General features: G+C 36.4%; 19 protein-coding genes and 5 pseudogenes. 12 read left to right on the forward strand and 12 right to left on the reverse strand.

Annotated features, from left to right (window positions below):
* Positions 1–50: 50 nt before the first annotated feature.
* Both AC01GB_RS16770 and xseA read left to right on the forward strand, forming a co-directional pair.
* Positions 51–830: a hypothetical protein gene (locus AC01GB_RS16770; protein ID WP_474452759.1), complete on the forward strand. Its 780-nt coding sequence runs from the start codon at positions 51–53 to the stop codon at positions 828–830.
* A gap of 114 nt (positions 831–944) precedes the next feature.
* Positions 945–2,294, forward strand: coding sequence for an exodeoxyribonuclease VII large subunit (gene xseA, locus AC01GB_RS16775; protein ID WP_474452760.1), 1,350 nt, complete (start codon positions 945–947; stop codon positions 2,292–2,294).
* Between the two features lie 13 nt (positions 2,295–2,307).
* Here xseA and AC01GB_RS16780 read toward each other — a convergent pair.
* A pseudogene (locus tag AC01GB_RS16780) lies at positions 2,308–4,432 on the reverse strand (S9 family peptidase).
* 272 nt (positions 4,433–4,704) lie between these two features.
* Positions 4,705–6,984, reverse strand: coding sequence for an NADP-dependent malic enzyme (locus AC01GB_RS16785; protein WP_474452761.1), 2,280 nt, complete (start codon positions 6,982–6,984; stop codon positions 4,705–4,707).
* Between the two features lie 403 nt (positions 6,985–7,387).
* On the opposite strand from AC01GB_RS16785, the gene AC01GB_RS16790 reads away from it, so the two are divergent.
* The 4 genes from AC01GB_RS16790 to dapE all read left to right on the forward strand — a co-directional run bounded on the left by AC01GB_RS16790 (position 7,388) and on the right by dapE (position 9,784).
* Positions 7,388–7,840 (forward strand): response regulator, encoded by a 453-nt coding sequence (locus AC01GB_RS16790; RefSeq protein ID WP_474452762.1) that lies wholly within the window; start codon positions 7,388–7,390, stop codon positions 7,838–7,840.
* 74 nt (positions 7,841–7,914) lie between these two features.
* Positions 7,915–8,016, forward strand: a complete 102-nt coding sequence (locus AC01GB_RS16795) for a LuxR C-terminal-related transcriptional regulator (protein ID WP_474452930.1) — start codon at positions 7,915–7,917, stop codon at positions 8,014–8,016.
* 260 nt (positions 8,017–8,276) lie between these two features.
* Positions 8,277–8,651 carry an ArsC family reductase gene (locus AC01GB_RS16800; protein WP_474452763.1) on the forward strand — a complete coding sequence of 125 codons (375 nt, stop codon included), beginning with the start codon at positions 8,277–8,279 and terminating at the stop codon, positions 8,649–8,651.
* A gap of 2 nt (positions 8,652–8,653) precedes the next feature.
* Complete coding sequence (gene dapE / locus AC01GB_RS16805) at positions 8,654–9,784, forward strand: succinyl-diaminopimelate desuccinylase (RefSeq protein WP_474452764.1); 1,131 nt, start codon at positions 8,654–8,656, stop codon at positions 9,782–9,784.
* Positions 9,785–9,835: 51 nt separating this feature from the next.
* Here dapE and AC01GB_RS16810 read toward each other — a convergent pair.
* Positions 9,836–10,212, reverse strand: a pseudogene (locus tag AC01GB_RS16810) (DUF454 family protein).
* Positions 10,213–10,321: 109 nt separating this feature from the next.
* On the opposite strand from AC01GB_RS16810, the gene AC01GB_RS16815 reads away from it, so the two are divergent.
* Complete coding sequence (locus AC01GB_RS16815) at positions 10,322–10,477, forward strand: YpfN family protein (protein WP_474452765.1); 156 nt, start codon at positions 10,322–10,324, stop codon at positions 10,475–10,477.
* Here the strand turns inward: AC01GB_RS16815 and AC01GB_RS16820 are convergent.
* The 6 genes and pseudogenes from AC01GB_RS16820 to dapA form a co-directional block, all read right to left on the reverse strand.
* Entirely contained in the window at positions 10,458–12,488 is a 2,031-nt protein-coding gene (locus AC01GB_RS16820) for a tRNA(Met) cytidine acetyltransferase TmcA (RefSeq protein ID WP_474452766.1), read from the reverse strand. The genes AC01GB_RS16815 and AC01GB_RS16820 overlap by 20 nt on opposite strands.
* The gene (locus AC01GB_RS16825) at positions 12,488–12,940 is read right to left on the reverse strand and encodes a DUF441 domain-containing protein (protein WP_474452767.1); all 453 of its coding nucleotides are present in this window, start codon (positions 12,938–12,940) and stop codon (positions 12,488–12,490) included. Before AC01GB_RS16825 ends, AC01GB_RS16820 begins: the two co-directional genes overlap by 1 nt.
* Before the next feature lie 124 nt (positions 12,941–13,064).
* Positions 13,065–13,935: pseudogene (gene ypfJ / locus AC01GB_RS16830) on the reverse strand (KPN_02809 family neutral zinc metallopeptidase).
* A 676-nt stretch (positions 13,936–14,611) separates the two neighbouring features.
* Positions 14,612–15,325 carry a phosphoribosylaminoimidazolesuccinocarboxamide synthase gene (gene purC, locus AC01GB_RS16835; protein ID WP_474452768.1) on the reverse strand — a complete coding sequence of 238 codons (714 nt, stop codon included), beginning with the start codon at positions 15,323–15,325 and terminating at the stop codon, positions 14,612–14,614.
* Positions 15,326–15,602: 277 nt separating this feature from the next.
* On the reverse strand, positions 15,603–16,652 hold the full coding sequence (gene bamC, locus AC01GB_RS16840; RefSeq protein ID WP_474452769.1) for an outer membrane protein assembly factor BamC: 1,050 nt from the start codon (positions 16,650–16,652) through the stop codon (positions 15,603–15,605).
* Positions 16,653–16,661: 9 nt separating this feature from the next.
* Positions 16,662–17,579, reverse strand: a complete 918-nt coding sequence (dapA, locus tag AC01GB_RS16845) for a 4-hydroxy-tetrahydrodipicolinate synthase (RefSeq protein WP_474452770.1) — start codon at positions 17,577–17,579, stop codon at positions 16,662–16,664.
* A gap of 361 nt (positions 17,580–17,940) precedes the next feature.
* Here dapA and AC01GB_RS16850 point away from each other — a divergent pair, with 361 nt between their 5' ends.
* Positions 17,941–18,402 carry an ACT domain-containing protein gene (locus AC01GB_RS16850; protein ID WP_474452771.1) on the forward strand — a complete coding sequence of 154 codons (462 nt, stop codon included), beginning with the start codon at positions 17,941–17,943 and terminating at the stop codon, positions 18,400–18,402.
* 108 nt (positions 18,403–18,510) lie between these two features.
* Positions 18,511–18,981 carry a thioredoxin-dependent thiol peroxidase gene (bcp, locus tag AC01GB_RS16855; protein WP_474452773.1) on the forward strand — a complete coding sequence of 157 codons (471 nt, stop codon included), beginning with the start codon at positions 18,511–18,513 and terminating at the stop codon, positions 18,979–18,981.
* A gap of 57 nt (positions 18,982–19,038) precedes the next feature.
* On the opposite strand, the pseudogene AC01GB_RS16860 reads toward bcp, so the two are convergent.
* Positions 19,039–20,100, reverse strand: a pseudogene (locus tag AC01GB_RS16860) (AI-2E family transporter).
* A gap of 136 nt (positions 20,101–20,236) precedes the next feature.
* Here AC01GB_RS16860 and bepA point away from each other — a divergent pair.
* Positions 20,237–21,703, forward strand: coding sequence for a beta-barrel assembly-enhancing protease (gene bepA / locus AC01GB_RS16865; RefSeq protein WP_474452774.1), 1,467 nt, complete (start codon positions 20,237–20,239; stop codon positions 21,701–21,703).
* 12 nt (positions 21,704–21,715) lie between these two features.
* Positions 21,716–22,075, forward strand: a complete 360-nt coding sequence (arsC, locus tag AC01GB_RS16870) for an arsenate reductase (glutaredoxin) (protein WP_474452775.1) — start codon at positions 21,716–21,718, stop codon at positions 22,073–22,075.
* A gap of 40 nt (positions 22,076–22,115) precedes the next feature.
* Here arsC and hda read toward each other — a convergent pair whose 3' ends face one another.
* Positions 22,116–22,826 carry a DnaA inactivator Hda gene (hda, locus tag AC01GB_RS16875; RefSeq protein ID WP_474452931.1) on the reverse strand — a complete coding sequence of 237 codons (711 nt, stop codon included), beginning with the start codon at positions 22,824–22,826 and terminating at the stop codon, positions 22,116–22,118.
* Between the two features lie 123 nt (positions 22,827–22,949).
* Positions 22,950–24,226 (reverse strand): annotated as a pseudogene (gene uraA, locus AC01GB_RS16880) (uracil permease).
* A 79-nt stretch (positions 24,227–24,305) separates the two neighbouring features.
* Here uraA and AC01GB_RS16885 point away from each other — a divergent pair.
* Positions 24,306–25,133, forward strand: a complete 828-nt coding sequence (locus tag AC01GB_RS16885; protein ID WP_474452776.1) for a hypothetical protein — start codon at positions 24,306–24,308, stop codon at positions 25,131–25,133.
* The last annotated feature ends 45 nt before the right edge of the window (positions 25,134–25,178 follow it).

The following is a 25,178-nucleotide window of genomic DNA, read 5'->3' on the forward strand; positions in this document are numbered from 1 at the left end:
TTACTTCCTTACAATATGGTTAAAGTTAACGGCTTAAAAGTAGGAAAGTTATGTTCTCCATCAATAAAATAAACTTTAATCCATTACCTAATTATCAATCCAATCCCCAAAGAGCTACTCCCCCACTTTCGACTATCGAAAAACAACATATTCATTTCCTGGATTCACTCTATGCAAATGAAAATATTAGTTACCCCTTACACTCTTATGACGAAGCTTTAGCACTTTTAACACCACTCTACGATAAAGATTATATTGAAAATAAATCTAAAATTAATTTTGTATCAACAATGAATGAATACAATCAATCGTCTGCCTATAAAAAATGTAGCTTTATCGATTGGTATACTATTCAGAATTATCAATATAGCAGCTATGATTATTTAAATAATATGCTAAAGCTAGGCACTAGTTTCAATCATCATCCTTTAGTTAAACAACTAGCTCAAGCGCTAATGCATTTATCCCTATTTAATAATTACAATAATAAATTTACCCCCACTATGCTTTATCGCGGTGAGGTCAGAAAATTGTCAGATATGATTTACTTAAAAGTAAATGGACCTTACACACCCACTTCGTTTTTCAGCACCACTAAAGAGCCCAATGGTGTAATACCTTTCCTTAAAGAAATCCAAGCATTAGCTGATGACGAAGTTAACCTATTATATGAAATCCACCATACCGAATCTCTAGTAGTTGCCAATATTTCCGATTTATTAAAAGATGATCAGCAAGAAGTCTTATTCTGGCCAAAAACAGAATTTATTATCACCTATATTGACCATAATGAGAAGTTTAACTGTTCGAATGAAGACCTCCAATATTGAACAACATGAACGGGATAATCACTTATACGCTCTATTTTGATTCTATGTATAATAGAAATAATCGCTGCTAATATTTAGCCATTAATTTTATTTACAAGGTGTTACTAACTTAACATGTTAACTTCAGAAAATAGTGGAATTTATTCGGTTAGCCAACTTAATCAATCGGTTCGGCAATTACTTGAACTTCAAATTGGCAGAATTTGGCTTAATGCAGAAATCTCTAATTTTTCTCAGCCATCTTCCGGCCACTGGTATTTCACCTTAAAAGATGAAAAAGCGCAGCTACGTGCTGCGATGTTTAGCGGCCAAAATATTCGCGTCAATTTTCGACCACAAAATGGTCAACAAGTGTTAGTTCGAGCGACTGTTACCATGTACGAGCCAAGAGGAGAATACCAATTAATTATCGAAAATATGCAACCTGCGGGTGATGGATTATTACAACAACAATTTGAAATATTGAAACAGAAACTTTCAGCTGAAGGACTATTCGCACAACATTACAAACAAGCACTACCAATGCCGGCCAAACGCTTGGGTGTTATTACCTCCGCAACAGGCGCTGCATTATATGATATTTTAAATATCTTAAAACGCCGCGATCCTTCATTACCGGTCATTATTTATCCCACCGCCGTGCAAGGAGAAGATGCACCACAACAAATTATTCGTGCTATTGAGTTGGCCAATCATCGCCGAGAGTGTTATGTCCTGATTGTCGGCCGAGGTGGTGGTTCATTGGAAGATTTATGGGCTTTTAACGATGAAAGGGTCGCCAGAGCAATTTTTGCTAGTCAGTTACCAATTATTGCAGCGGTTGGTCATGAAACCGATGTAACTATTGCTGATTTTGTTGCCGATTTACGAGCCCCAACACCCTCAGCTGCGGCAGAATTAGTGAGTCGCAATCAACAAGAATTACTCCGTCAGTTACTTGAACAAAAACAGCGATTAGAAATGGCGATGGACTATTTCATCGCGCGTAAACTACGTATCTTTGGTCAATTACAACATCAATTACAGCAGCAACATCCTGAACTACGGATAACGCGCCAACACAATTATCTGATCCAATTACAACAAAAACTTGTTAACGCCACACAACAATATTTGCAGCAAATAAATCGTCAGCAATATAACCTTGAACAACGTTTAATACTATGTGATCCGCGGCCACAACTACAAAATTGTCGCCAACATTATAGTCAGCAGCAATTTCAATTAAAACAATTAATTACTCAAATACTAAGCCAATATCGTGAAAAATTTAGTGTCAGTTGCTCCCGCCTTGAAGCAGTAAGTCCATTAGCAACATTAGCCCGTGGTTATAGTATCAGCGAATCACCTAATGGCCAGGTTTTAACCAAAACACAACAAATACATATTGGAGAAACATTAAAAACTCGCTTACAAGACGGTTGGCTTGAAAGTAAAATCTTATCGATCGATAAAATTGCTTAATCCAAACAAATTATCATCTATAAATATGATTTATTAGCCTTATATTAATTATCATATAAGGCGACAAAAATTTATATTGAACATCAAAATCAAGGAAATATTTTTTATTATCATCTAGCATCAAAATAAAAGCATATTCCAATGCTGTATCTTTTAGACGATTAAATCGACCCGATTTACCACCATGCCCGGCTTTCATATTTGTTTCCAGCAATAAGAGCGTATTATCCACTTTATACTCTCTTAGTTTAACCACCCATTTGGCTGGCTCCCAATATTGGACTTGTGAATCATATAACCCCGTCGTAACCAATAAATTGGGGTAACGTTGAGATTTTAATATTGTCATAGGGACTGTAAGATTTTAGTCGAAAATAAGCGTCTTGCGCAGCGGGATCACCCCATTCATCATATTCACCAGTTGTTAATGGAATAGAAGGATCAAGCATGGTTGTCACAACATCGACAAAAGGAACTTGAGCGACAACGCCTCGATAGAGCTCCGGTGCCTGGTTAATTACCGCCGCCATCAATAAACCACCAGCGCTACCACCCATTGCATATACCCGTTTGGGATCACCATACCTCTTTGCAATCAATATTTTGGTTGCATCAATAAAATCACTAAAACTATTATCTTTATTTTCAACCTTCCCTTGTTGATACCAGGCTTTGCCTAAATCGCCACCACCACGAACATGCACTATTGCATAGATAAATCCCCTATCCAATAAACTCAAACGCGGTGAACTAAAAACCGGATCCACATTGATACCATAAGCACCATAGCCATAAATCAAAATCGGATTTTTACTTTTTTGCCATCGATCTTTACGATATACCAACGAAACTGGCACTTTTGTCCCATCTTTTACCTGAACCCAGATACGTTCACTGGTATAAAGTGATTTATCAAATCCATTGACTTGTTGTTGTTTTAGCAATTCACGCTGCCCAGTTAGCATATTTATCTGCATAACAGATATTGGGGTAGTTAGTGAAGAATAACCATAACGTAACGTCTAGCTATCAGGCTCTGGGTTATAATCAATCCAGGCACTATATACCGCTTCATCAAATTGAACTATTTTTTGCTGTTTTGTCTACCAATCTATCTGTCGAATATTCACTAAGCCATTATGACGCTCTTCAACAACCAACGGTTAAAAAGTGCAAAATTTTCTAAATCAGTCTCTTTATTTGGTGCAGTAATTGTTTGCCATGGCGGGTCGATTAATTGAGTAGCATATAACCCAAATTACTCCCATTGATGGTTAGAGCGAATATAGAAATTATCACGAAAATGATCTAAATCGTACTCACGTCCCGTTTGGCGAGGGGAAAATATTTTAAGTGATTCAGCGGGGTTATTAGCATCGATTAATCGATATTCAGATGTTTCTGTACTACTAATCGCTAGTAGAATATACGCTTTTAAGCTACTTTTTGTCATGCTCAAGTAAAATCGGTCATGATTCTCTTGATAAACTTTTTTATCTTCACCCCCCCCCCTCTAATCCATATTGATGACAATATACTTGATAAGGTAATAATGTTTGTGGGTGGTTACGAATATAATAGAGAGTTTGATTATCATTAGACCATACAATATTACCAGAGGTATTTTTTAATTACTGCATTCTGCCATTTTTTACTGGCTAACTGTCTAAATGAAACCTCAAGCTGACGACGACCTTGAAAATCTTCGACAATTGCCAAACGATTACTATCTTCAGAAACAGCAATACCACCCAAGGTATAAAATTGATGCCCCTTAGCACGTTCATTACCATCAACTAATATCTGCCAATCACTATTTTGGTTTACAGGTTTACGTTGATAAACAGGATAATCTTTACCTTCTTGATAAAGGGTACGATAAATATAACCATTATAGGTATAAGGCACCGATTGATCTTGCTGCTCCATACGAGCGACCATCTCGTCAAATAATTGCTCTCTTAATACGATGCCAGACTTTAATACCGCATTGATATATTGATTTTCATCAGTCAACTATTTGATAATTTTTTTTTTATTTTTCTCGTATCATCATGTAGCCAATAATAATTATCAATGCGGCTATCACCATGTAAAACCATTTTGTGTGGTTGCTTTTCTGCCATTGGAATTATCATTTTTTCTCCTGCCAAACTGGTAAACGCAATCATATTTAATAATAATATCAATAGTATAATGTTAAAATGTCGATAGAAAAAGCGCTGAGTTAATTGCATATTTATTAGAACATCCTGTTGGCAAATTTTTAGTTATTTAATAACACAAAATTAATAAATAAATATTTAAACAATGAATCAACAAAATTAACGGCTATATTTTATCTTTCCATAATATAAAAAACCTCTGTTGTCGTGAGTAACAGAGGCCCAAATTTGTGGTTAATTTTATTCTACAATAGTTGATTTTGTGCTTCCGCTGCAGCTAGCGCAACCATATTAACAATACGTCGTACCGATACAATCGGTGTTAATATATGTACTGGTTTTGCTACTCCCATTAATACCGGCCCCACAGTGACGCCATTAGAACTGGTAACACGAAGTAAGTTATAACTAATACGCGCAGCTTCCATATTAGGCATAATCAGCAAATTAGCCGATCCTTTTAATGTACTATCCGGAATAATATCTCGCCGAATGTTTTCAACTAATGCTGCATCGCCATGCATTTCCCCATCAATTTCCAACTCAGGATCGGCACGTTTGACTAATTCCAATGTTTTACGCATTTTTTGTGCTGATGGACAGTCTGAAGAACCAAAACTTGAACGAGATAATAGCGCCACTTTAGGCTCAATACCAAAACGCTTTACCGCCTGTGCCGCCATTAAGGTAAGTTCCGCCAGCTCCTCAGGGGTTGGATTATCATTCACATAGGTATCTGCAATAAAAGTATTGCCAGTTGGCAACATCAGGGCATTCATTGCACCCGCTACTGAACTATTCTGCCGGAAGCCAAGCACATTTTTTATAATGGTAAAATGTTGATTATAACTACCAACAGTACCACAAATCATGCCATCGGCTTCACATTGGCGGATCATCAACGCACCAATTAAGGTTGGGTTATTGATCACTTCTCTACGCGCCATTTCCTGCGAAACACCATGGCGTTTCATTAATTGATAATATTGTTGCCAATAGGTTTTAAAACGCGGATCATTTTCATTGTTAATCAACTCAAAATCTTCACCAATTTTAATTTGTAACCCAAGCTTTTCAATTCGCTTTTCAATCACACTGGGTCGACCAATTAAAATCGGATAAGCCAAACCTAAGGATATTAATTCTTGGGTTGCATGCAACATTCGTTCTTCCTCTCCTTCCGCTAATACAATCCGTTTTTTTTCTTTGCGGGCCAGAGAAAAAATCGGCTTCATAAATAGGTGGGTGCTATAGACAAACTCATTAAGTTTTTCTATATAAGAATCAAAATCTGTAATTGGTCGTGTTGCTACACCAGATTCCATTGCCGCTTTAGCGACTGCTGGCGCAATTTTAACAATTAAGCGCGGATCAAAAGGTTTTGGAATAATATAATCAGCACCAAATTTTAACTCCTGATCACCGTAAGCGGAGACAACAACGTCATTCTGCTCGGCTAATGCCAAATCAGCAATTGCCTGAACACAGGCTAGCTTCACCTCTTCATTAATCGTGGTTGCACCAACATCAAGCGCGCCGCGAAAGATAAAAGGAAAACAGAGTACATTGTTTACCTGATTAGGATAGTCAGAACGCCCAGTGCAGATAATAGCATCAGGCCGTGCTGCTTTTGCTATTGAAGGAAGAATTTCAGGTTCCGGATTGGCTAATGCTAAGATAAGCGGTGCATTAGCCATCGATTTTACCATTTCCGCAGTCAACACACCCGGCGCTGAGCAGCCTAAGAAAATATCCGCGCCTGGGATAACATCCGCTAGAGTACGTAAACCATTATCTTCAATTGCATAAGCGCCTTTAGTTTCATCCATCACTTCATCGCGGCCACGATAAATAACGCCTTTTGAGTCACAGACAATAATATTGCTACGATTAAGACCTAATGCAACCAATAAATTCATGCAGGCGATAGAAGCAGCACCTGCACCTGAAACAACTAAGCGAACCTGGTCAATTTTTTTATTAACAATGCGTAAACCATTCAAGATTGCGGCGGTTGAAATAATGGCAGTACCATGCTGATCATCATGGAAAACAGGGATTTGCATTTTTTCACGCAGTTTTTTCTCAATATAGAAACATTCTGGTGCTTTAATATCTTCCAAATTGATTCCGCCAAAGGTTGGCTCCAATGCGGCAATAACATCGATCAGTTTATCCGGGTTGCATTCGTCTATTTCGATATCAAATACATCAATACCGGAAAATTTTTTAAATAAAACACCTTTTCCTTCCATAACCGGTTTACCAGCCAAAGCACCAATATTTCCCAGTCCTAACACTGCGGTACCATTAGAAACTACGGCCACTAAATTAGCCTTAGCTGTATATTTGTAAGCGGTCAGAGGATCAGCTGCAATTTCAAGACAAGGATAAGCAACACCGGGAGAATATGCGAGGGCCAGATCTCGTTGTGCCGTTAATGGCTTAGTAGGTGTAACTTCAATTTTACCTGGTTGGGGAAACTCATGAAAATCTAGCGCACTTTGTTTTAATTTTTCATCCATTGTGTGTCCTTAGAGAATTTTTATTAGAAATAACATCCCCATTATAGTAATCTCTATCAATGAAATCATGACATATACAACAATTTCGGCAGAAACTAGCTAAACTTGAACATTCTATCAACGAAATCAATATAACCAAATAATATTGAAATTAAAATATAAAACTGGTGACCTTTATATTATTAATTTTTTTTATAATCATAAAATTTAATACTATTGAATTTAAAATTATAAAATTCAATGTGTTTTTTATTTAAGATAATTACCTTTTGGTTATTTCATTAATATTGTTTTTCTTATATTTTTGCAATGTTTTATTTTTTCAAAAAACTTTAAAGACTAATAATGAAAATCAGTTGTAAAAACCCATTTATTTCTACAGGCATTTAAAAAGGAATATACTATGTCTAATCATTCAATAATGTTGGTTGATGAATATCCCCTAATACGTCATAGTTTAAAAAAACTCATTAAAACTGCAGATGAATTTAGTGTCGCCGGTGAAGTAAGTAATGGCGTTGATGTTATTAATATAGCCAATCAATTAAAGCCAGATATTATTATGATGGATATTAATATATCTAACATGTATGGCCCTGAAGTTATTCGTCAAATTAGAAAAGAGGGGATTAAATCTTATATATTAATGCTTTCTTTTTCCGCTAATAGAATTGATGTTTATAACGCTATCGATGCTGGTGCCAATGGTTATTTATTAAAAATTTTCGAATTAGATATGTTACTTAATAGCCTGAAAAGCGCCGAAAATGGTTTACCCGTTTTTAGCAATCAAATTCATCAGTATTTAAATAATCGTCATCAATATCAAGATATCAAGATCCACTTTCTTCATTAACCAAACGTGAATTTTAAGTATTACGTAAAATTGCTAATGGATTAAAAAATAGAGAAATATCTAAATCTCTTTTTATTTCTGAAGAAACAGTCAAAGTACATATTCGTAATTTGCTGAAAAAACTTAATGTGCGTTCTCGCTTGGAAGCCAACCTAGTTTATATGCGCTATAAATAAACTTAACATAGATAAAATATCATTAAAGGATGAAGAAATGATTTATTAAAACATCATCATCTAACACATAGTATATTTATATGCATTGCTTAATTAACACATCATTTTATGTGATGTAGAATATATTTTATTGAATTTTTTTATAATCGATTTCTAATAAATTTAATAAGTATTCTACTTAATAGTAGCCTTATATAGATTATTATCGCATTTTGCAGCATTATAGAGATCTTTGCTACATATCAAAAAAGGAAATTATAATGTCAACTTCAGCAAGTTACATACTTTATGGTATAAAAAATTGTGATACTATTAAAAAGGCACGTCAGTGGCTGGATAATCATCATATAATCTATCAATTCCATGATTATCGCACGGATGGGATATCAATTGAATTACTCGAAATTTTTATTCAATACTTAGGCTGGGAAGCCTTGATCAATAAACGTGGTACAACCTGGAAAAAATTGTCCAATGAGCAAAAAGCGAATATTATTGATGTCGCTAGTGCTAAAGAGTTAATGTTAAAATATCCAGCAATTATTAAACGCCCATTATTAACAACTACTGGTAGCCATTATCTACTCGGTTTTTCTATAGACCAATACCAACAATTTATTCATCACAGAGGCTAACTATGATTTGTCCTGTTCTTAAGCTTGCGCAACAACTTATTCAACAACCCTCTGTTAGCCCCGATGATAATGGCTGTCAAACAATTTTAATTAATCGGTTGAAAAAACTTGGTTTTTCAATTGAAGTCATGCCCTTTGACGATACCACCAATCTATGGGCATATCATGGCGAACAAGGTGAAACGCTAGCTTTTGCTGGACATACCGATGTTGTTCCGCCAGGTGCAACTGACAATTGGCGTTATCCTCCCTTTACACCAACATTAAATAACGGACTGCTCTATGGCCGAGGAGCAGCCGATATGAAAGGTTCCCTTGCGGCAATGATTATTGGCGCCGAAAGATTTATTAGCGATTTTCCCAACCATTCTGGCCGATTGGCCTTCTTAATTACCTCTGACGAAGAGGCTAAAGCCACTAACGGAACGGTAAAAGTGGTTGATGAATTAATGATACGCAATGAACAAATTGATTATTGCATAGTTGGTGAACCATCTAGCCAGATTAAAATTGGTGATATTATCAAAAATGGTCGTCGAGGATCACTCACCGCCAAACTGACCATCGAAGGAACGCAAGGGCACATTGCCTACCCCCATTTAGCCAATAATCCAATACATAGTTCATTAGCTTTTTTACATGAACTAGTTAATAAAAAATGGGATGCGGGCAATACTTATTTTCCTTCCACCAGCATGCAGATTTCCAATATTCATGCTGGTACTGGTAGCAACAATATTATTCCTGGCGAGTTAGTCATACAATTCAATTTTCGCTTTAGCAACGAACTCACCAAGCAACAAATTCGCCACCAAGTTGAAGCAATACTAGAAAAATATCAACTCGATTATAAAATTGAGTGGTCATTATCCGGCCATCCATTTTTAACAGAAAAAGGTAAATTAATTAATATTGTCAGCCAGGTGATAGAACAATATTGCGGCTATCAACCTCAGTTGTCAACTGATGGAGGAACATCTGATGGCCGTTTTATTGCTAAAATGGGGGCTCAAATTGTTGAATTAGGCCCTTTAAACGCAACTATTCATAAAGTTGATGAATGTGTTAGTGTTGCTGATCTTCAGAAATTAAGTCTCGTTTATCAGGAAATTATGCAAAAAATATTATTATGACCCCAAAATTTAAATTCACTAGCTATATCATTAGCTAAATAATAAATTGGGTTAATTTTTTCCCTCATTGATTTGTGGCAACCTTAATAGATAAGAGAGCAATATCGCTAAGATAATGAAGAGTGCCCCCTGATCCACCAACTTTCTACAAACCAAAGCGAAAAAATAAAACTAAATAAAATAATAACAATCATCTTAATTTTAACCCCTTTAGGCAGCGCTTTATGTTGTTGCCAATGACGAATATATTTACCAAACCATGAGTTATGAAGTAACCAGTAATGAAAACGTGGTGATGAGCGAGAAAAACACCAGGCGGCTAATAGCAAAAAAGGGGTAGTGGGTAATAATGACAAAAGTATACCAAATATCGCTAAGATAATACTAAACCAGCCGACAATAATGAGTAAAATTCGTTGTAAACGCATACTTAAATCTATAATAGTTATACTATAAAAGGAAAAAAGAGTATACTTTATTTACTACATTTCCTAATGGAAAAACAGCTATGCATTGGATTACTGGTGGATTATTATTTTGCTTCTGATTGGTATCATTTGGAGTGCCGTCAAACAGATGCAAAAAATCGATCCTAAACGTTTTTTAGATAACAAACCCAAACTTCCTCCTCACCGTGATTTTAACGACAAATGGGATGATGAAGATGACTGGCCTAAGCAAAAGAAGCATTAACCCATGATTTAAGTTTTTCTGCTCGCTGCCAGTCCAATTCTGATAATGCCGCAGCAATATCGTTGCGTACTTGTTTTAACCACATTTGTTGACCTGTCAATTTTAACTGCTGACAGCATATATCAATAGATAAATTATGTTCACAGTGAATTCTAGTCGCTGTTAAAACCAGTGACGACTGCATTAATAACCGTCGGATTGCTGCATAGCTAGCTGAAAAACTTCTATTACCATAAGCAAAACCTGCCAAAACCTGCCAATCTTCATCATTTAATTGATCATCGCTAATTGCTGTTAGTGCTAAACCGGTTAGCTGATTTATATAAAAAGCGTCTCGCTTTAACAAATATTGCGCCCGTGACACCAATTGTTTAGCCGCTGTTGATAAAGGCAATACCGCCATAGCGGTATAATATCCACTGGTCGCGTCTTTACGGCTGCCAACTCTGACCAAATGAAAACCATTTTGCTGCCATAATGACTGCAACTGCTCACAATAACCAAAGCTGACAGAAAGAAAATCTTTCCCCTCTTCCATCGCCTGCTGCTTATAAAAACTGAGTAATTTTGTTGCCACACCCTTACGACGAAAAGCTGCAGCAACGGTTATACGGCTGATTCGCTGAGAATTCATTTGTGCCGCTTGCGGAAAATAGCTATGTGCTGCTACAGATTGAGCAACTAAATTACCTTTAGGTCGACGCCGTCCAGCCCATACCTCATGTGTAAGCGACACAGATAATCCACCTTCATCCACTAACCATAACACAGCTAACAAATTTTCCTTTTGCTGTGCAACCAATAAATGCATCCCTTGCGCATCCAATAATCGTCTTAAATCAAGCGGTGAGGTACGATAATGTGCATTAGTCAGCAAACCATATATTGCTGATAATAATTTTGGTTTTTCAATTAATAAAGACTGTGAAATAGGTAACAACGCCATGTGATGGTTATTTAATTTAGCTAGCATCGTAGATTTTGGTAAATATTCTTTTAATAACAAGCTATTATTTAACCAATACTCCAACGGATCATTTGATGCCCAGCGGATTGGCGTGGTTAAAGTTAGAATGTGACATTGAGCTAATTGCGCACAAAGTTTTAGCAAAAATCCGCGCCCTGTACCTTCATAGCCATCAACAGTGGTAGTAAAGAGTAAACCAGGGAAATAGTGCGTTAATTGATTTAGTTGTGTAATCGGGATCATCGCCGCTTCATCAATAATTAACCAATCAACCTTGCGTGGTTTTTGTAATCGACAATCAGCCAATAAATGGTCAATTGACCAATAGCGAATTTTTTTGTCGGTATAGTGTGTTAATACCATTGACGCTGATTTTGCCGGCGCACAAACCCAACATTCCCCCTGCCAACGTTCAATTAACATACCTGCTAACGCAGATTTTCCACGGCCACGCGGGGCAACTAATGCCCAAACTCCCACCTTACCAGTCAGCAGGCGCTGCAAAATTTTTTGTTGTTCAATCGTTGGTTGTCCATTCGGCTGATACCAGGCAGTTAATTGTGGTAGCTTATCAGCCGTAAAAGGTTTACCTTCACACCACAGCAAAACATTAGCATCATGTTGTAGATGATACTTTAACCAACAGACAAAATTTGGTACTGCTATTGTCGACGCCACTTCATTCCAGCGTTGACTATCTTGATCCGGCTGTTGAGACCAAGTCCCCCACTCAGGCAGGCAAAGAATGAGATAACTACCCGCTTTTAATGTCCCTGCCAACATCAGCAATCCTTCAGTATGAAAACCCTTAGTGGCATCAAAAACGCCATGTAAGAACTCTTGTCCTAATAGTGACACTGCATTTTGTGGTGGTATAGCATCAGGCCAATGTGGTGAAATGGTTGGCCAATCGCCAATTATCCCCTGCCTAAGTGCAATTAGCTGTTCAATGATCCAGTTGCTATTACCGCTTAGCACGAGTAAGCGGCGTTGCCCCTGAATGCGTAACTGAGATTGTAAATTAATCAGGCTTGCAATAGTCACTAAAACTTGCCAATTAGTAACGAGAGAAGACCTGCTGCTATTAATGGACCAACTGGAACACCACGGAAAACAGCAACGCCTATCAATGTACCAACCAATAATCCGGCAACTGTTGACGGTTGATTAGACATCAAAGAGACGCCTCTACTGCCAAGCCAAGAGACCAAAATGCCAATCACAATCGCCAACAACGATTTCCAGTTTAAAAAAGAGTTAATAACATCTTGCGGAGAGATCTTGCCACTGGCGATAGGGGCCATTACACCAATAGTTAAAATCAAAATACCGATGGTTAAGCCATATTTTTCAACCCAAGGGAAAAAATTATTAAGCGGTGTAATGCGAACAACTAACAAAAATAGCATTGCCAATGCCACCGTCATGTTATGACTAATTATTCCTAAGCCAGCCAACACTAATAAAATAAGTAATGTTGGATCAAAATTACCCATAAAATTATTTACCAATAAAAATATATAATTAATTTATTCTATCAATAAATCATGACTGATCAAAATAAATAATAGATCCTATTAGCTGCTAAAATTATGCTAACTCGAGGCAACTTTTATCGCGCTATAGTGCGCCAAAAGTATTACAATTTTTAAAATCCCCGCTATCATAGCCTTTTTTAAACCAAGTATAACGCTGCTCAGAGGTACCATGAGTAAAACTATCGGGTACATTGGCTTTGTTGCTGTAAGCGATCATCACCGATTGCCTGGGCCACCGCTAATGCTTGTTGTAAATCGCCTTCTTCTAGCAGACCTTGCTCATCCATTTTATTGCCCCATAAACCAGCAAAACAGTCAGCTTGCAATTCAAGCTTAACCGAAAGTTTATTCGTGTCAGTACGACTCATACTTTGTTGAGCCTCTCTAACTTTCTGATCAATGCCTAATAAATGTTGAGCATAATGACCTACTTCATATGCCACAACATAGCCTTGGGCAAAATCACCACCTGCCCCAAGCTTATTTTTCATCTCTTCATAAAATGACAGATCAATATAAACTTTTTAATCGGCAGGACAATAAAATGGCCCCATAATTGCCTGACCAGTACCACAAGCCGTGGTAGTATAACCTCGATAAAGCACTAATTTAGGATAAGTATAACTACACCCCGAGCGACTAAACTCTTTTTGCCAGACGTCTTCAGTTGACGCTAATATAATTGAGGTAAAATCAGCTAATTGTTGATCTTTAGCACTAATCGGTTGGTAATTTACTTGGTGAGAGGAGTTAATGCTGGATCCGCCGGTGATAAAGCTGGTTAAATCGATACCATAATAGCCGGCAACGAGAACAACCACTAAAATGAATAAACCACTTTTCCCACGTAACGGCAATCGCATACCACCGCCACCAAAAGGTGATCCCATTCTACCCGATTGATTCCGTCTGTCTTCAATATTATCCCTTTTGCGATGATCCCGCCAGCGCATAATAACCTCCCAATATGACATGAATCATTAGCCCTTGATGGGATTATAGCGAATCATCGTCATTCGGGTGTAATTATTAACTCACAGTGGTGATAAAATTTAATAAATTCATTTCAATGCTACTGATTAAATAGAAAATAGTTATAAGAAAAAACTAGCAAAAATCGCTGGCAGGCCACAGCGAAGCAGTAAAGATTAATGCTACGATTCTATTGATTATCCGTATAATCACTCTTGTAGCGGCCATCATATTGTAACCAATCGATATCATAGCCAAATCGGTTAAAGTCATTTTTTCATAACTATTGTATACATAATTAACTATCTAGTTATCTAATAGCCATTTAATTCTGCCAGTATTTTAGTTAATAATTTAATATTAAAATTATTTTATATGTTTAACAATTAACCATCTACTTCACTTAATCGAATTTAATTAATGTAATTCAACTGTTTTTATTTCATCTTTATAAAATAAGATCAAAATTTTACTATAGTAATTCACAATATAGTCTGTTTAGCGACTTAATTTAATAAAATTGTGTGAGTGGCTAATTAATATTTAAGCTACTCTTAGGTATCCTTTAATAAAAGTAAGTTAATAACTAATGATAATAAAATAAAGTTTTTCTAATCCAATCTTTACTCAACATCTTTTGCTAACAAAAAGCTTTTTTTAATCCAAGCAAACACCTATGCGCTTAGCAACCTCTTCATAAGCTTCAATTAATCCTCCTAGACTCTGGCGAAAACGATCTTTATCTAATTTATCCTTGGTTTTTTTATCCCATAAGCGACTGCCATCTGGCGAAAATTCATCACCCAAAACAACTTGATCATTAAATAAACCAAACTCCAGTTTAAAATCGACCAAAATCAACTCCGCTTTATCAAAAAGCGCATTCAATACTTCGTTCGCTTTATAACTTAATCGTTTCATTTCGCTTAGATGCGTTCTACTAACCCAACCAAAAGTTTCACAGTAAGATTCATTAATCATGGGATCATGCTGCGCATCATTTTTCAAAAACAGATCAAAGATAGGTGGCTCAAGCAACGTACCTTCTTCGATACCAAGCCGTTTAACTAAAGAACCTGCTGCTCGATTACGAATAACGCATTCAACCGGGATCATGTTTAATTTTTTTACTAATGATTCAGTATCTGACAGTAATCGTTCCATTTGGGTTGGAATGCCGGCTTGCTCCAGTTTTTGCATAATGAAATGATTAAATTTATTATTTATCATTCCTTTACATTCAAACTGCTCTATACGCTCACCATCTAGTGCCGATGTATCATTGCGGAATTCTAATACTAATAAATTAGGATCATCCGTAAAATATACGGTTTTCGCTTTTCCACGATACAACCCAGCTTTTTTCTGCATTTTATTTACTCCGAAATTTGATCATTTTAATAAAAAAAACGCTTAAGTATGGCTTTAACGAAAGACGCAAACGTTTACTTTGTTAGGAAAAGGAGAATAACAGATTAGCGGTTATTTATGTTAATTAAATTACTTTACTGGAAACATTTTAATTAGCCTAAAAACTGACCGAGCAAAACAAAAAAACAGATGATCCATAGTGAATAAATCACTACCAACCATCCATCATTTATATAAGCAATGTTATAGCTAATCGTAATAAACCCAGTTTTATTAACTAATTACTACTCACTTTACTAAACGCCGCTTTTAATGCCGAGACCATTTCATCATTTTGTTTTTGTGTTAAGGTTGTCCCTTTTACAGCCATAAATTGCAGACTACTACGATTATTCATATTGCCAACTTGTAATTTATAATCCCCTTTTGTCATGGTTGGGTTATCGACGCCAATCGCTTTCCAATCACTATCACTCATACCATTAAAAGTGAGGGTAATTGATCCGGTCGAACGACTACGATCACCAACTTGCATACCAATGCTTTCAAGCACAGAGGGTAATCTATCCCAAACAACATCATAAGGCGCACGCACAATTATTTGAGGTAAACCACTGCTATCACTACCCGTTTGCACATCAATAATGGCATAACCACCTTGGGCACCGGAACTGGTTGCGGTACTGCGCAGCTTATTTATTGAATCAATCAACTCATTTAACATTAAAATATTATAGCGCTGTAATCCTGCCTGATCGGTGATGTTCTCTTCACCCTGCTTTATACCTTCATTAGTTACCGTGATGACTATTTGATTATTTTGTGGGTTCAGCTGAATTTTCTGTCGGGTTTGTATCGCAATATCTTCATCTCCGCGCGGCCAGGTAATCCAATCGGTAATTAAAGAGTGGTCAGGATCATTTTTTTGCCTAACTTTAATCATTTTTTGTTGCAAAATAGCGTTAATTTGCGACCAAAGGGCGCTGTTTTCAGCTGTATTAGTTAAAAATAAGCGACTCGCGGTTAGGCTATTTTCGGTATGGATATCACTAAGTAACGAAAGTGTTTGAATAGGAGGACGAATATCTAATGCTTTACCTACAGCACCATTTTGATTAGCTGGCGGAATATCATATTCACCGTTTTGTAACGGTAAAGATATACCTTGAGGGATCGTCAAATTTTTTAACGGAGGTGTATTCAAATATGATTCGTCACCACTGACTTGACGCTTATAATGTTGATTGCTCGTGCAGGCTACCAAAAATATAGCGAGTGACAGCCCTGCGAGCTTAATAGCCTTTGATTTGTGCAATATTGTTGCCATTAAATTTCCCTAAATTTTTTGTAAATCAGCGATCTTTAGCGCCTTTTGTACCGCTATCTGACCGGTCAGTGTTAATGGTGTCATCGGTAAGCGCAATGTATCAGAATTAATAAGTCCTAACTGATAGCAAGCCCATTTAACTGGAATCGGATTAGGCTCAATAAATAATTGATGATGCAATTCACTTAGTCGATAATTTAACTTATGCGCTTCGACATACTTTTCTGATAATGCTAATTTGCATATTTCAGCCATTAATTTGGCGGCAATATTGGCTGTTACTGAAATTACCCCTTGCCCACCTAATTGCATAAATTCTAACGCAGTTGCATCATCACCGCTAAGCAAAATAAAATTTTCATCATTAATTAATCTGCGAATACGATTCACACGACTTAAATCACCACTAGCTTCCTTAAGGGCAACAATATTACCTAACTTTGCTAATCTGGCAACTGTCTCGGGCAATAAATCACAACCAGTGCGCGAAGGGACATTGTATAAGATTTGCGGTAAATCTGTCTGTTCGGCAATGGATTTAAAATGCTGATAAAGTCCTTCCTGTGAAGGGTTGTTATAGTATGGCGTTACCGCCAAACAGGCAACAACCCCCGTTTTTTCCAAAGATTTAGTTAATGCAATAGCTTGTTTGGTAGCATTTGCGCCACTGCCTACAATAATCGGAATTCTGCCATCAGCATACTCTAATGTCGTCAATACCACATCCAAGTGCTCGCTATGATCAAGTGTTGCTGATTCTCCAGTAGTGCCAACAGATACAATCGCAGTTGTGCCATTATTAACATGATAATCAATCAGTTTTTTCAGACTGGATTTATCTATTTGCCCTTTTATATCCATTGGGGTAACAATCGCAGCAAGACTGCCACGCAAAAAATTCCGATATTTAATAGAATTATTAACCATAACCTTTTTCCTAAATGAGACATTAAAATTATGGTACTTTTTCAGTCTAAAGAAAAAAACCTTCTTATACACAAAATTTAATGAAATTTATTAATAACCACTCTGTTTTAAGAAAAATACATAATGATTATCATCCTATTTCCAGTTTATTTTTCTCGCTCAATTTATTATATCAGCAAATTAATCTTTTATAATTATAAAATCAGCAAAAATGTAACCATTTCATTCCATCAAATATCATTTTATCACTACTAAGTATGTAAACTTATTATATTGATATATTTTTTTTTATCTTGGCAGGAGCTTTTTTTTATGGTTACCATAAGATATTCAGAAATCATAAATTTATAAGGAAAACGACTTGTCACATAGTGAACAATCAATCATTATTGTACTTGTGGCAGATTATCCCGGTAAGATTAATACCGGTATCCAACTGGTCAACAAATGTCAATGTAATATTGAAGATAGCTTTATCGCTATATTTGGCAAACAATTCTTCTTTATTATGATGTTATCAGATAGCAGGCAATCAATTTCTTTAATAAAAGCAATGTTGCTTAAGCATGATACTGAATTAAAATTATTATCTACTATGCAAAAAACCACTTCTGGCGTTTATAAAGAATATTTTTCAATAATAATTGCCAATGTTATTGTTAATGTCGCTCCCGCTATAGTTGAACAATTTACTTGTTTATTTATCATTCATAACTTCAACCTAGCCAAACTGGTTGCAAAAATACAACCAGCGACAAACAAATATGATCAACAACTTGAAATTGATATGAATGCCCAAAGTTTTATTGGTAATAATGAGTGAATTAACAAAAATAGATTTAAACAATTGTGCACAAAATTAAATGTCCAATGTACAATTAGCATTATCAGCAAATCGCAATAACATATAGAATTAAACGGAGAAAATCTAATGAGCCCATTGAAAGCCGGTGATAAGGCCCCCCAATTTAGCCTTCCTGACCAAGATGGCGAAATAATCAATTTATCTGATTATCTTGGTCAACGAATTTTGATTTATTTTTATCCTAAAGCAATGACTCCTGGCTGTACAATACAAGCTTGTGGATTACGTGACGAAATGGATAAACTAAAACAAATGGGTGTTGAAGTTTTTGGTATAAGTACTGATAAAGCAGAAAAGTTATTACGTTTCACTGAAAAAGAGATGCTAAATTTTACATTACTATCGGATCACAAGCATGAGGTAGCGGAAAAATTCGGTGTATGGGGAGCAAAGCAATTTATGGGAAAAACGTTTGATGGCATTCATCGCATCAGTTTTCTGATTAATGCAAAAGGTGAGATTGAACATGTGTTTGACACATTTAAAACTAGCGATCATCACCAAATTGTACTAAATCATCTTAATACTCATCCGTGATTAAAATCGATTGTTAATTGCCCCTGCCTGTTTTGGTGGCAATTAACAATTAAAAAATTATTTTTCAGTTACGAGATTATCTTCCGGCCACACATGCATAACGGCTTTAATTAAAGTTGCCAATGGAATGGCAAAAAATACCCAAAAAAACCCAAAGCCCACCAAATACTACGACAGATAAAATAATAACTAACGGATGCAAATTAACCGCTTCAGAGAATAAAATGGGCACCAATAAATTGCCATCAAGCCCTTGAACAATTAAATAAGCGATTAGTAAAGTCCAAAAGTCAGGTCCAATACCCCATTGAAAAAGAGCAACTAAAACTACTGGGATGGTAACCACCACCGCACCAATATAGGGGATCAAGACAGAAATACCGACTATTACTGACAAAAATAGCGAGTAGCGCAAACCTAAAAAACAAAGGCGATATAAGTACATATACCAACAATAACCATTTCAATAACTTTACCCCGGATATAGTTAGTGATCTGTTGGTTCATTTCCTGCCAAACTTATCCGACCAATAACCGATCACGGGGTAAAATACGTTGTAAACCCGTATTATTTTAGTCTTATCTTTCAGTAGAAAAAATACCATTAGCGGTACTAAAACCAGATATATTGCTATGGTAATAATACCAATAAGCGAAGCAACAGAAGACTTAACCACAGATTCACCTAAAGTCGATAAGCGACCGCGTAAATTACTCCGCTATCATATCAATAATACCGGCATCAACTAAAGCGGGATAGCATTCAGGCAATGCCTTGGCATATTCATTAAAGCTATTTACCATTGAAGGTAAATCAAATAATAAATTCATTCCTTGCTGCCAGACAATGGGCACAATAATTAAAAAAACCATGGCACTAATACCCATAAATATTGTCAGTACAATGGACGCCGCCATTAGCCTTGATAAACCTAACTTACCCAGTTGTTGAGTTGGCCATTCAAGTAAATAAGCCAACACGATAGCAACTAATAAAGGAGCTAAAATATCATGAAAAAAGAATATGATACAAAAACCGATAATCAGGCTGATAAACAATGCAACGACCTGAGGATTTGAAAATCTTCGACGATACCATTGCAAAAACATCTCCAGCATATATTCACTCCTGAATGTGGTAAATTAGTCTTTTAATCCACGAAATTATACCAATTGACAGATTATCCAGTAAGCTTTGCTATCATAAAAAATATCATTTAACAATATAATCAATCGTAAGGGATACTTCCGGTTTATGAATACAAAATTTACTAAACCACTCATTACTCTTGTAATAACAATAATGTTAGCAGTTCCTATGAAGCCTATTTATACCGCTATTGAAGATAATTTGCCCGATATTGGTACCACAGCAGGTGGTACACTAACTATTAATCAAGAGATCATTATTGGTGACGCACTAACACGCCAATTACGTGCTAGCACACCACTTATTTACGATCCCTTGTTAAATAAATATATTAATCATCTTGGCATGCGCTTAGTAAAAAATGCCCACTCAGTAAAAACTCCGTTCCATTTTTACCTGATAAATAATCCTAATATTAATGCTTACGCTTATTTTGGTGGCAACGTCGTTCTCCATTCTGCCCTGTTTCGTTATAGCCAAAATGAAAGTCAGCTGGCCTCAGTGATCGCCCATGAAATTTCTCATGTAACACAAAGACATCTTGCCCGTATGCTAGAAGATCGTGAACGGAATGCACCATTGGCCTGGATAGGCGCCATTAGTTCAGCACTGTTAGTGATGGCTAATCCACAAGCAGGTATTGCGGCACTGACAGGAACATTAGCTGGTGTGCAACAAGGTATAATAAGCTTTACTCAATCTAACGAACAAGAAGCTGACCGAATTGGTATGCAGACTTTACGTCGCTCCGGATTCGATCCGCGCGCCATGTCTGATTTTATGCAAATTTTAGCCGATCAGAGCCATTATATGTCAAAACCACCTGAGATGCTATTAACCCATCCATTACCAAATAGTCGTTTAGCGGATGCACTAAATCGTTCAAATCAATATCCGAAAGTGGATCTCCCACCATCATTGGATTTTATGCTAGCTCGGGTACGCATTCTTGCCATGTATACAGACGGGCAAAAACCGATCCTTGAACAAATTTTATCTCAGTATAGCCAAGGTGATACTAAAGAAAGAATGGCGGCTGATTATGGTCATGCGCTACAACTTAATGAAGATAAAAAATATCAGGCTGCTGGCAACATTGTGCGCTTACTTTTGGCTAAGCAACCTGCTAATACCTGGTTTATTGATCTAATGACCGATATAGATATAGGATTAAATCAGCCACTAAAGGCTATTTCTCGTTTACAAAATGCACTAACCAAAACACCAAATGACCCAATTCTACAAATTAATCTGGCAAATGCCTATATTGCTAATAATCAGTATGATCAAGGCAGTCAATTATTGCGTAAATACACCTTCGATAACCCCAATGACTTAAATGGTTGGACTTTGTTGGCAGAAGTTTCAGCTAAGCAAGGCAAGCGTAGTGAACAGTTAGCAGCTCATGCAGAAGATATGGCTTTGCGTGGTAATTATGGTACTGCCATTCAATATCTTACCGATGCCAGTCGGCTAACAAAAACCGGTAGTTATGATCAAGTAAGATATGATGCCCGTATTGATACACTAAGCCAGTTACAAACACGTGATAAACAATTACAAAAACGCTAAGGAAATTACCTTATGTCTCAACAAGTGACAATTTACCATAACCCTAGTTGTTCAAAAAGTCGACAAACCCTACAGCTTTTAGAAGATATGGGGGTTAAACCACTCATCATTAAATATCTTAAAACACCACCAAGTATCAATAACTTGAAAACTTTACTTTCACAACTGGGTTTCACTAAACCGCGTCAATTAATGAGAAGCAACGAAACAATTTATCAAACACTTAATTTATCTGACAGCTCGTTATCAGATGATATATTACTGCAAGCAATGCATGATAACCCAATATTGATTGAGCGACCTATCGTTGTCGTTGATAACCATGCTCAGCTAGGACGTCCACCAGAACAAGTAAAAAAGTTATTTAAATAACCCTGTATCCTTAAGAGCTAAAATAAGTTTACCTCTTAAATTAAAGTTTAAGAATATCCTTAACAAAGGGAATAGTCAATTTACGTTGAGCAACAATCGAAGCATGATCTAACTCATCTAACATAGTAAATAATGTGCGGGTTTTCCTATCCAAACGCTTTAATACAAAACGACTAACCTCTTCAGATAACTCGAAACCGCGTAATTTAGCGCGTAATTGCAGTGCCTGGATCTTATCTTCATCACTAAGTGGATGAAGTTTATAGATTTGCCCCCAATCAAGTCTGGATGCTAAATCAGGTAATGCTAAATCAATCAACCTAGGCGGCCTATCACCGGTTATCAATAAACAGCTTTTGCCGTTTTCCAAGATACGATTATATAAATTAAAAAGTGCTATTTCCCACTCTTCATCATCGGCAATACAATGAGCATTATCAATGCAAACCAGAGCTAAATGTTCCATACCGTCTAAAACATCAGGGACAAAATAGCTACGTTTATCCAGAGGAACATAACCAACTGCCTCGCCTTTTTGTGACAATACACTACATGCAGCGTGTAATAAATGACTTTTTCCACTACCTTCTTGCTGAGACCAAAAATAAATATAGCTGCTATGGGATTGATTAATAGCAGATTTGATAGCCGCTAATAAAATACCATTTTCGCCAGTAATAAAACTGGCAAAGGTTTCATCATCAGGCGTGGATAAAGGTAATGAAAGCTGCGACGGCGTATTCAGAAGCACCTCTTTCTGTATAGAATAGATAAGAAAACACATACAGCTTAACACAAAAGTTGTAATTAGATGAACTTAAACAATATCATCCGATGGAACTAATAATTTACCTATTATTCCAGTAAAAATTAGCTATTTTTTAATCGTCTCTACCGACTCAAGCTTAGTAGTTATATAAGTTTTTTCCGGACGAATAATATTAATCAGGCGAAAAACTAACGACATAATAATACCGATAATGGTAGCAAGCGCCATCCCCCTTCAACTCAGCAGCACCAATATTGATAGTCGCACCACTTACCCCAATAATCAGAATAACGGAAGTCAATATTAGATTTTGTGATTTATTATAATCTACCCGAGAATCAATTAACACTCGGATACCTGATGCCGCTATAACACCATAAAGTAATAGCGAAACGCCCCTCCATCACAGGAACAGGAACAGGAACAGGAACAGGAATAAGCTGAATTGCCGCCGCTAATTTACCAACACAGGAAAGCAAGATAGCTAAAATTGCCGCACCACCAATTACCCAGGTGCTATATACTTTAGTTATCGCCATTACACCGATGTTTTCACCATAGGTAGTATTCGGTGTTGAACCAAAAAATCCTGAAATGGTAGTTGATAAACCATTAGCAAACATTGAACAGTATAAACCAGGATCTTTTAATAAATCACGCCCAACAATATTTGCGGTCACAACCAAGTGACCTACATGTTCCGCAATAACAACTAGCGCTGCAGTCAAAATAGCAAACCACTCAAATCGTGGAGAATAAAATGTCGGTAATTAAAACCATGGAGCGGTAATAACTGGAGTTAAATCCACTTTTCCCATTAAAAATGCAAGTAAATAGCCGACAATCACACCAAGCAAAATAGGAATAATCGCTAAGAAGCTACGAAAAACTACCGAACAAGAATGGTCACGATCAACGTCACCACTGAAATAATCAAACTGCTTGAATCAACCGGAATATCCGCTTTAGGTAAAAGCCCTGCCATGCCAGCCGCCCTTTGCGCTAATTCCAGACCAATAACCGCAACAATCGCGCCCATTGCCGCAGGGGGAAAAATAATATTGATCCAATTTCTACCTGCTATTTTTACAATCAGTGCGACTAAACAAAAAAGTAGCCCACAACTAATAAATCCGCCCAATGCTAACTCATAACCTAGCGGTAATAACAATAAAACTGGTGAAATAAAAGCAAAACTTGAGCCCAGATAAGCAGGAATACGCCCCCGACAAATGATCAAATAGAGTAGTGTACCAATACCATTAAACAATAGAACGTTTGTAGGATTGATGTGAAATAAAATGGGGACTAATACTGTCGCCCCATACATAGTAAACAGATGTTGAAAAACTGAATGGAATGGTTTCTCTTAACGGCGGCATTTCTAATTAAGTTAATTTGAATGATATTTAAACTTTAAATAAGGAATATTATGAATAACGATAGACATGAATACAGAATATGAAAAACTTGCTAATTGGTTCAAAATGCTTAAAAGCAATACCAGCACCAACATTCACAGGTTATAATTATTCAAAGATTATCGCTTCTAGCGGAGAAATTATTGGCGCACAGCAAGATTCTGACGTAGTCGTTTCTGCTCTTCTTTACGAAATGAACAGTAGCGGTGCTTCATCTGATAAAACCTCAGAAGAATTAGTAAAATCACCCGCTAATGCACTAGCAATGATGAGTACAATGACAATGACGAGTGCTGGATACAATGCGACAAAACCCAACCTAATAGGTAATGTTCATGCTTATGCTAATTATACTAACCTGATGAGAGAGAATCCTTTTTTGATGATTTCATCAGATAGATCTATCGGCGTTAATTATCAATACGGGAATTATAATGATTTGATTGATAAGGTCGTTAATGTATTTGAGGGGATTTCCGGATTTGATAAAAATAAAATTAAAAAATCAGTAACTGATCTGACCAAGGCAGCACTATCCCACGCAGAACTGAAAAATACTGATACTACATTTACCCAGGGTGTCATTGATTCCAAAAGTAAAAATGACTTAAATTTTTATATTAATACCTCTAATATCGAATTAGCAAGAAACAGTGGCGGAAACGGTAAAAATGCACCAGCAGATAAATATAAATTACGTGTACAACTAAATAACCTGGTTATGACTTTTCATACTTATATGTTGGATATAGAAATGGCAAAAATGATCGTTGGTGAAACAAGAAACGACCTAAAATGCTTGTTATGTCGGGTAAAAACACCAAATAAAGGAAATAAAGATGATTGGGTAACCTGTTTAGAAAAATAATAATTATTCATCATTAGGGCTTAATAAGACAAATTACATTAATAA

It is taken from the genome of Candidatus Arsenophonus phytopathogenicus, assembly GCF_056113345.1.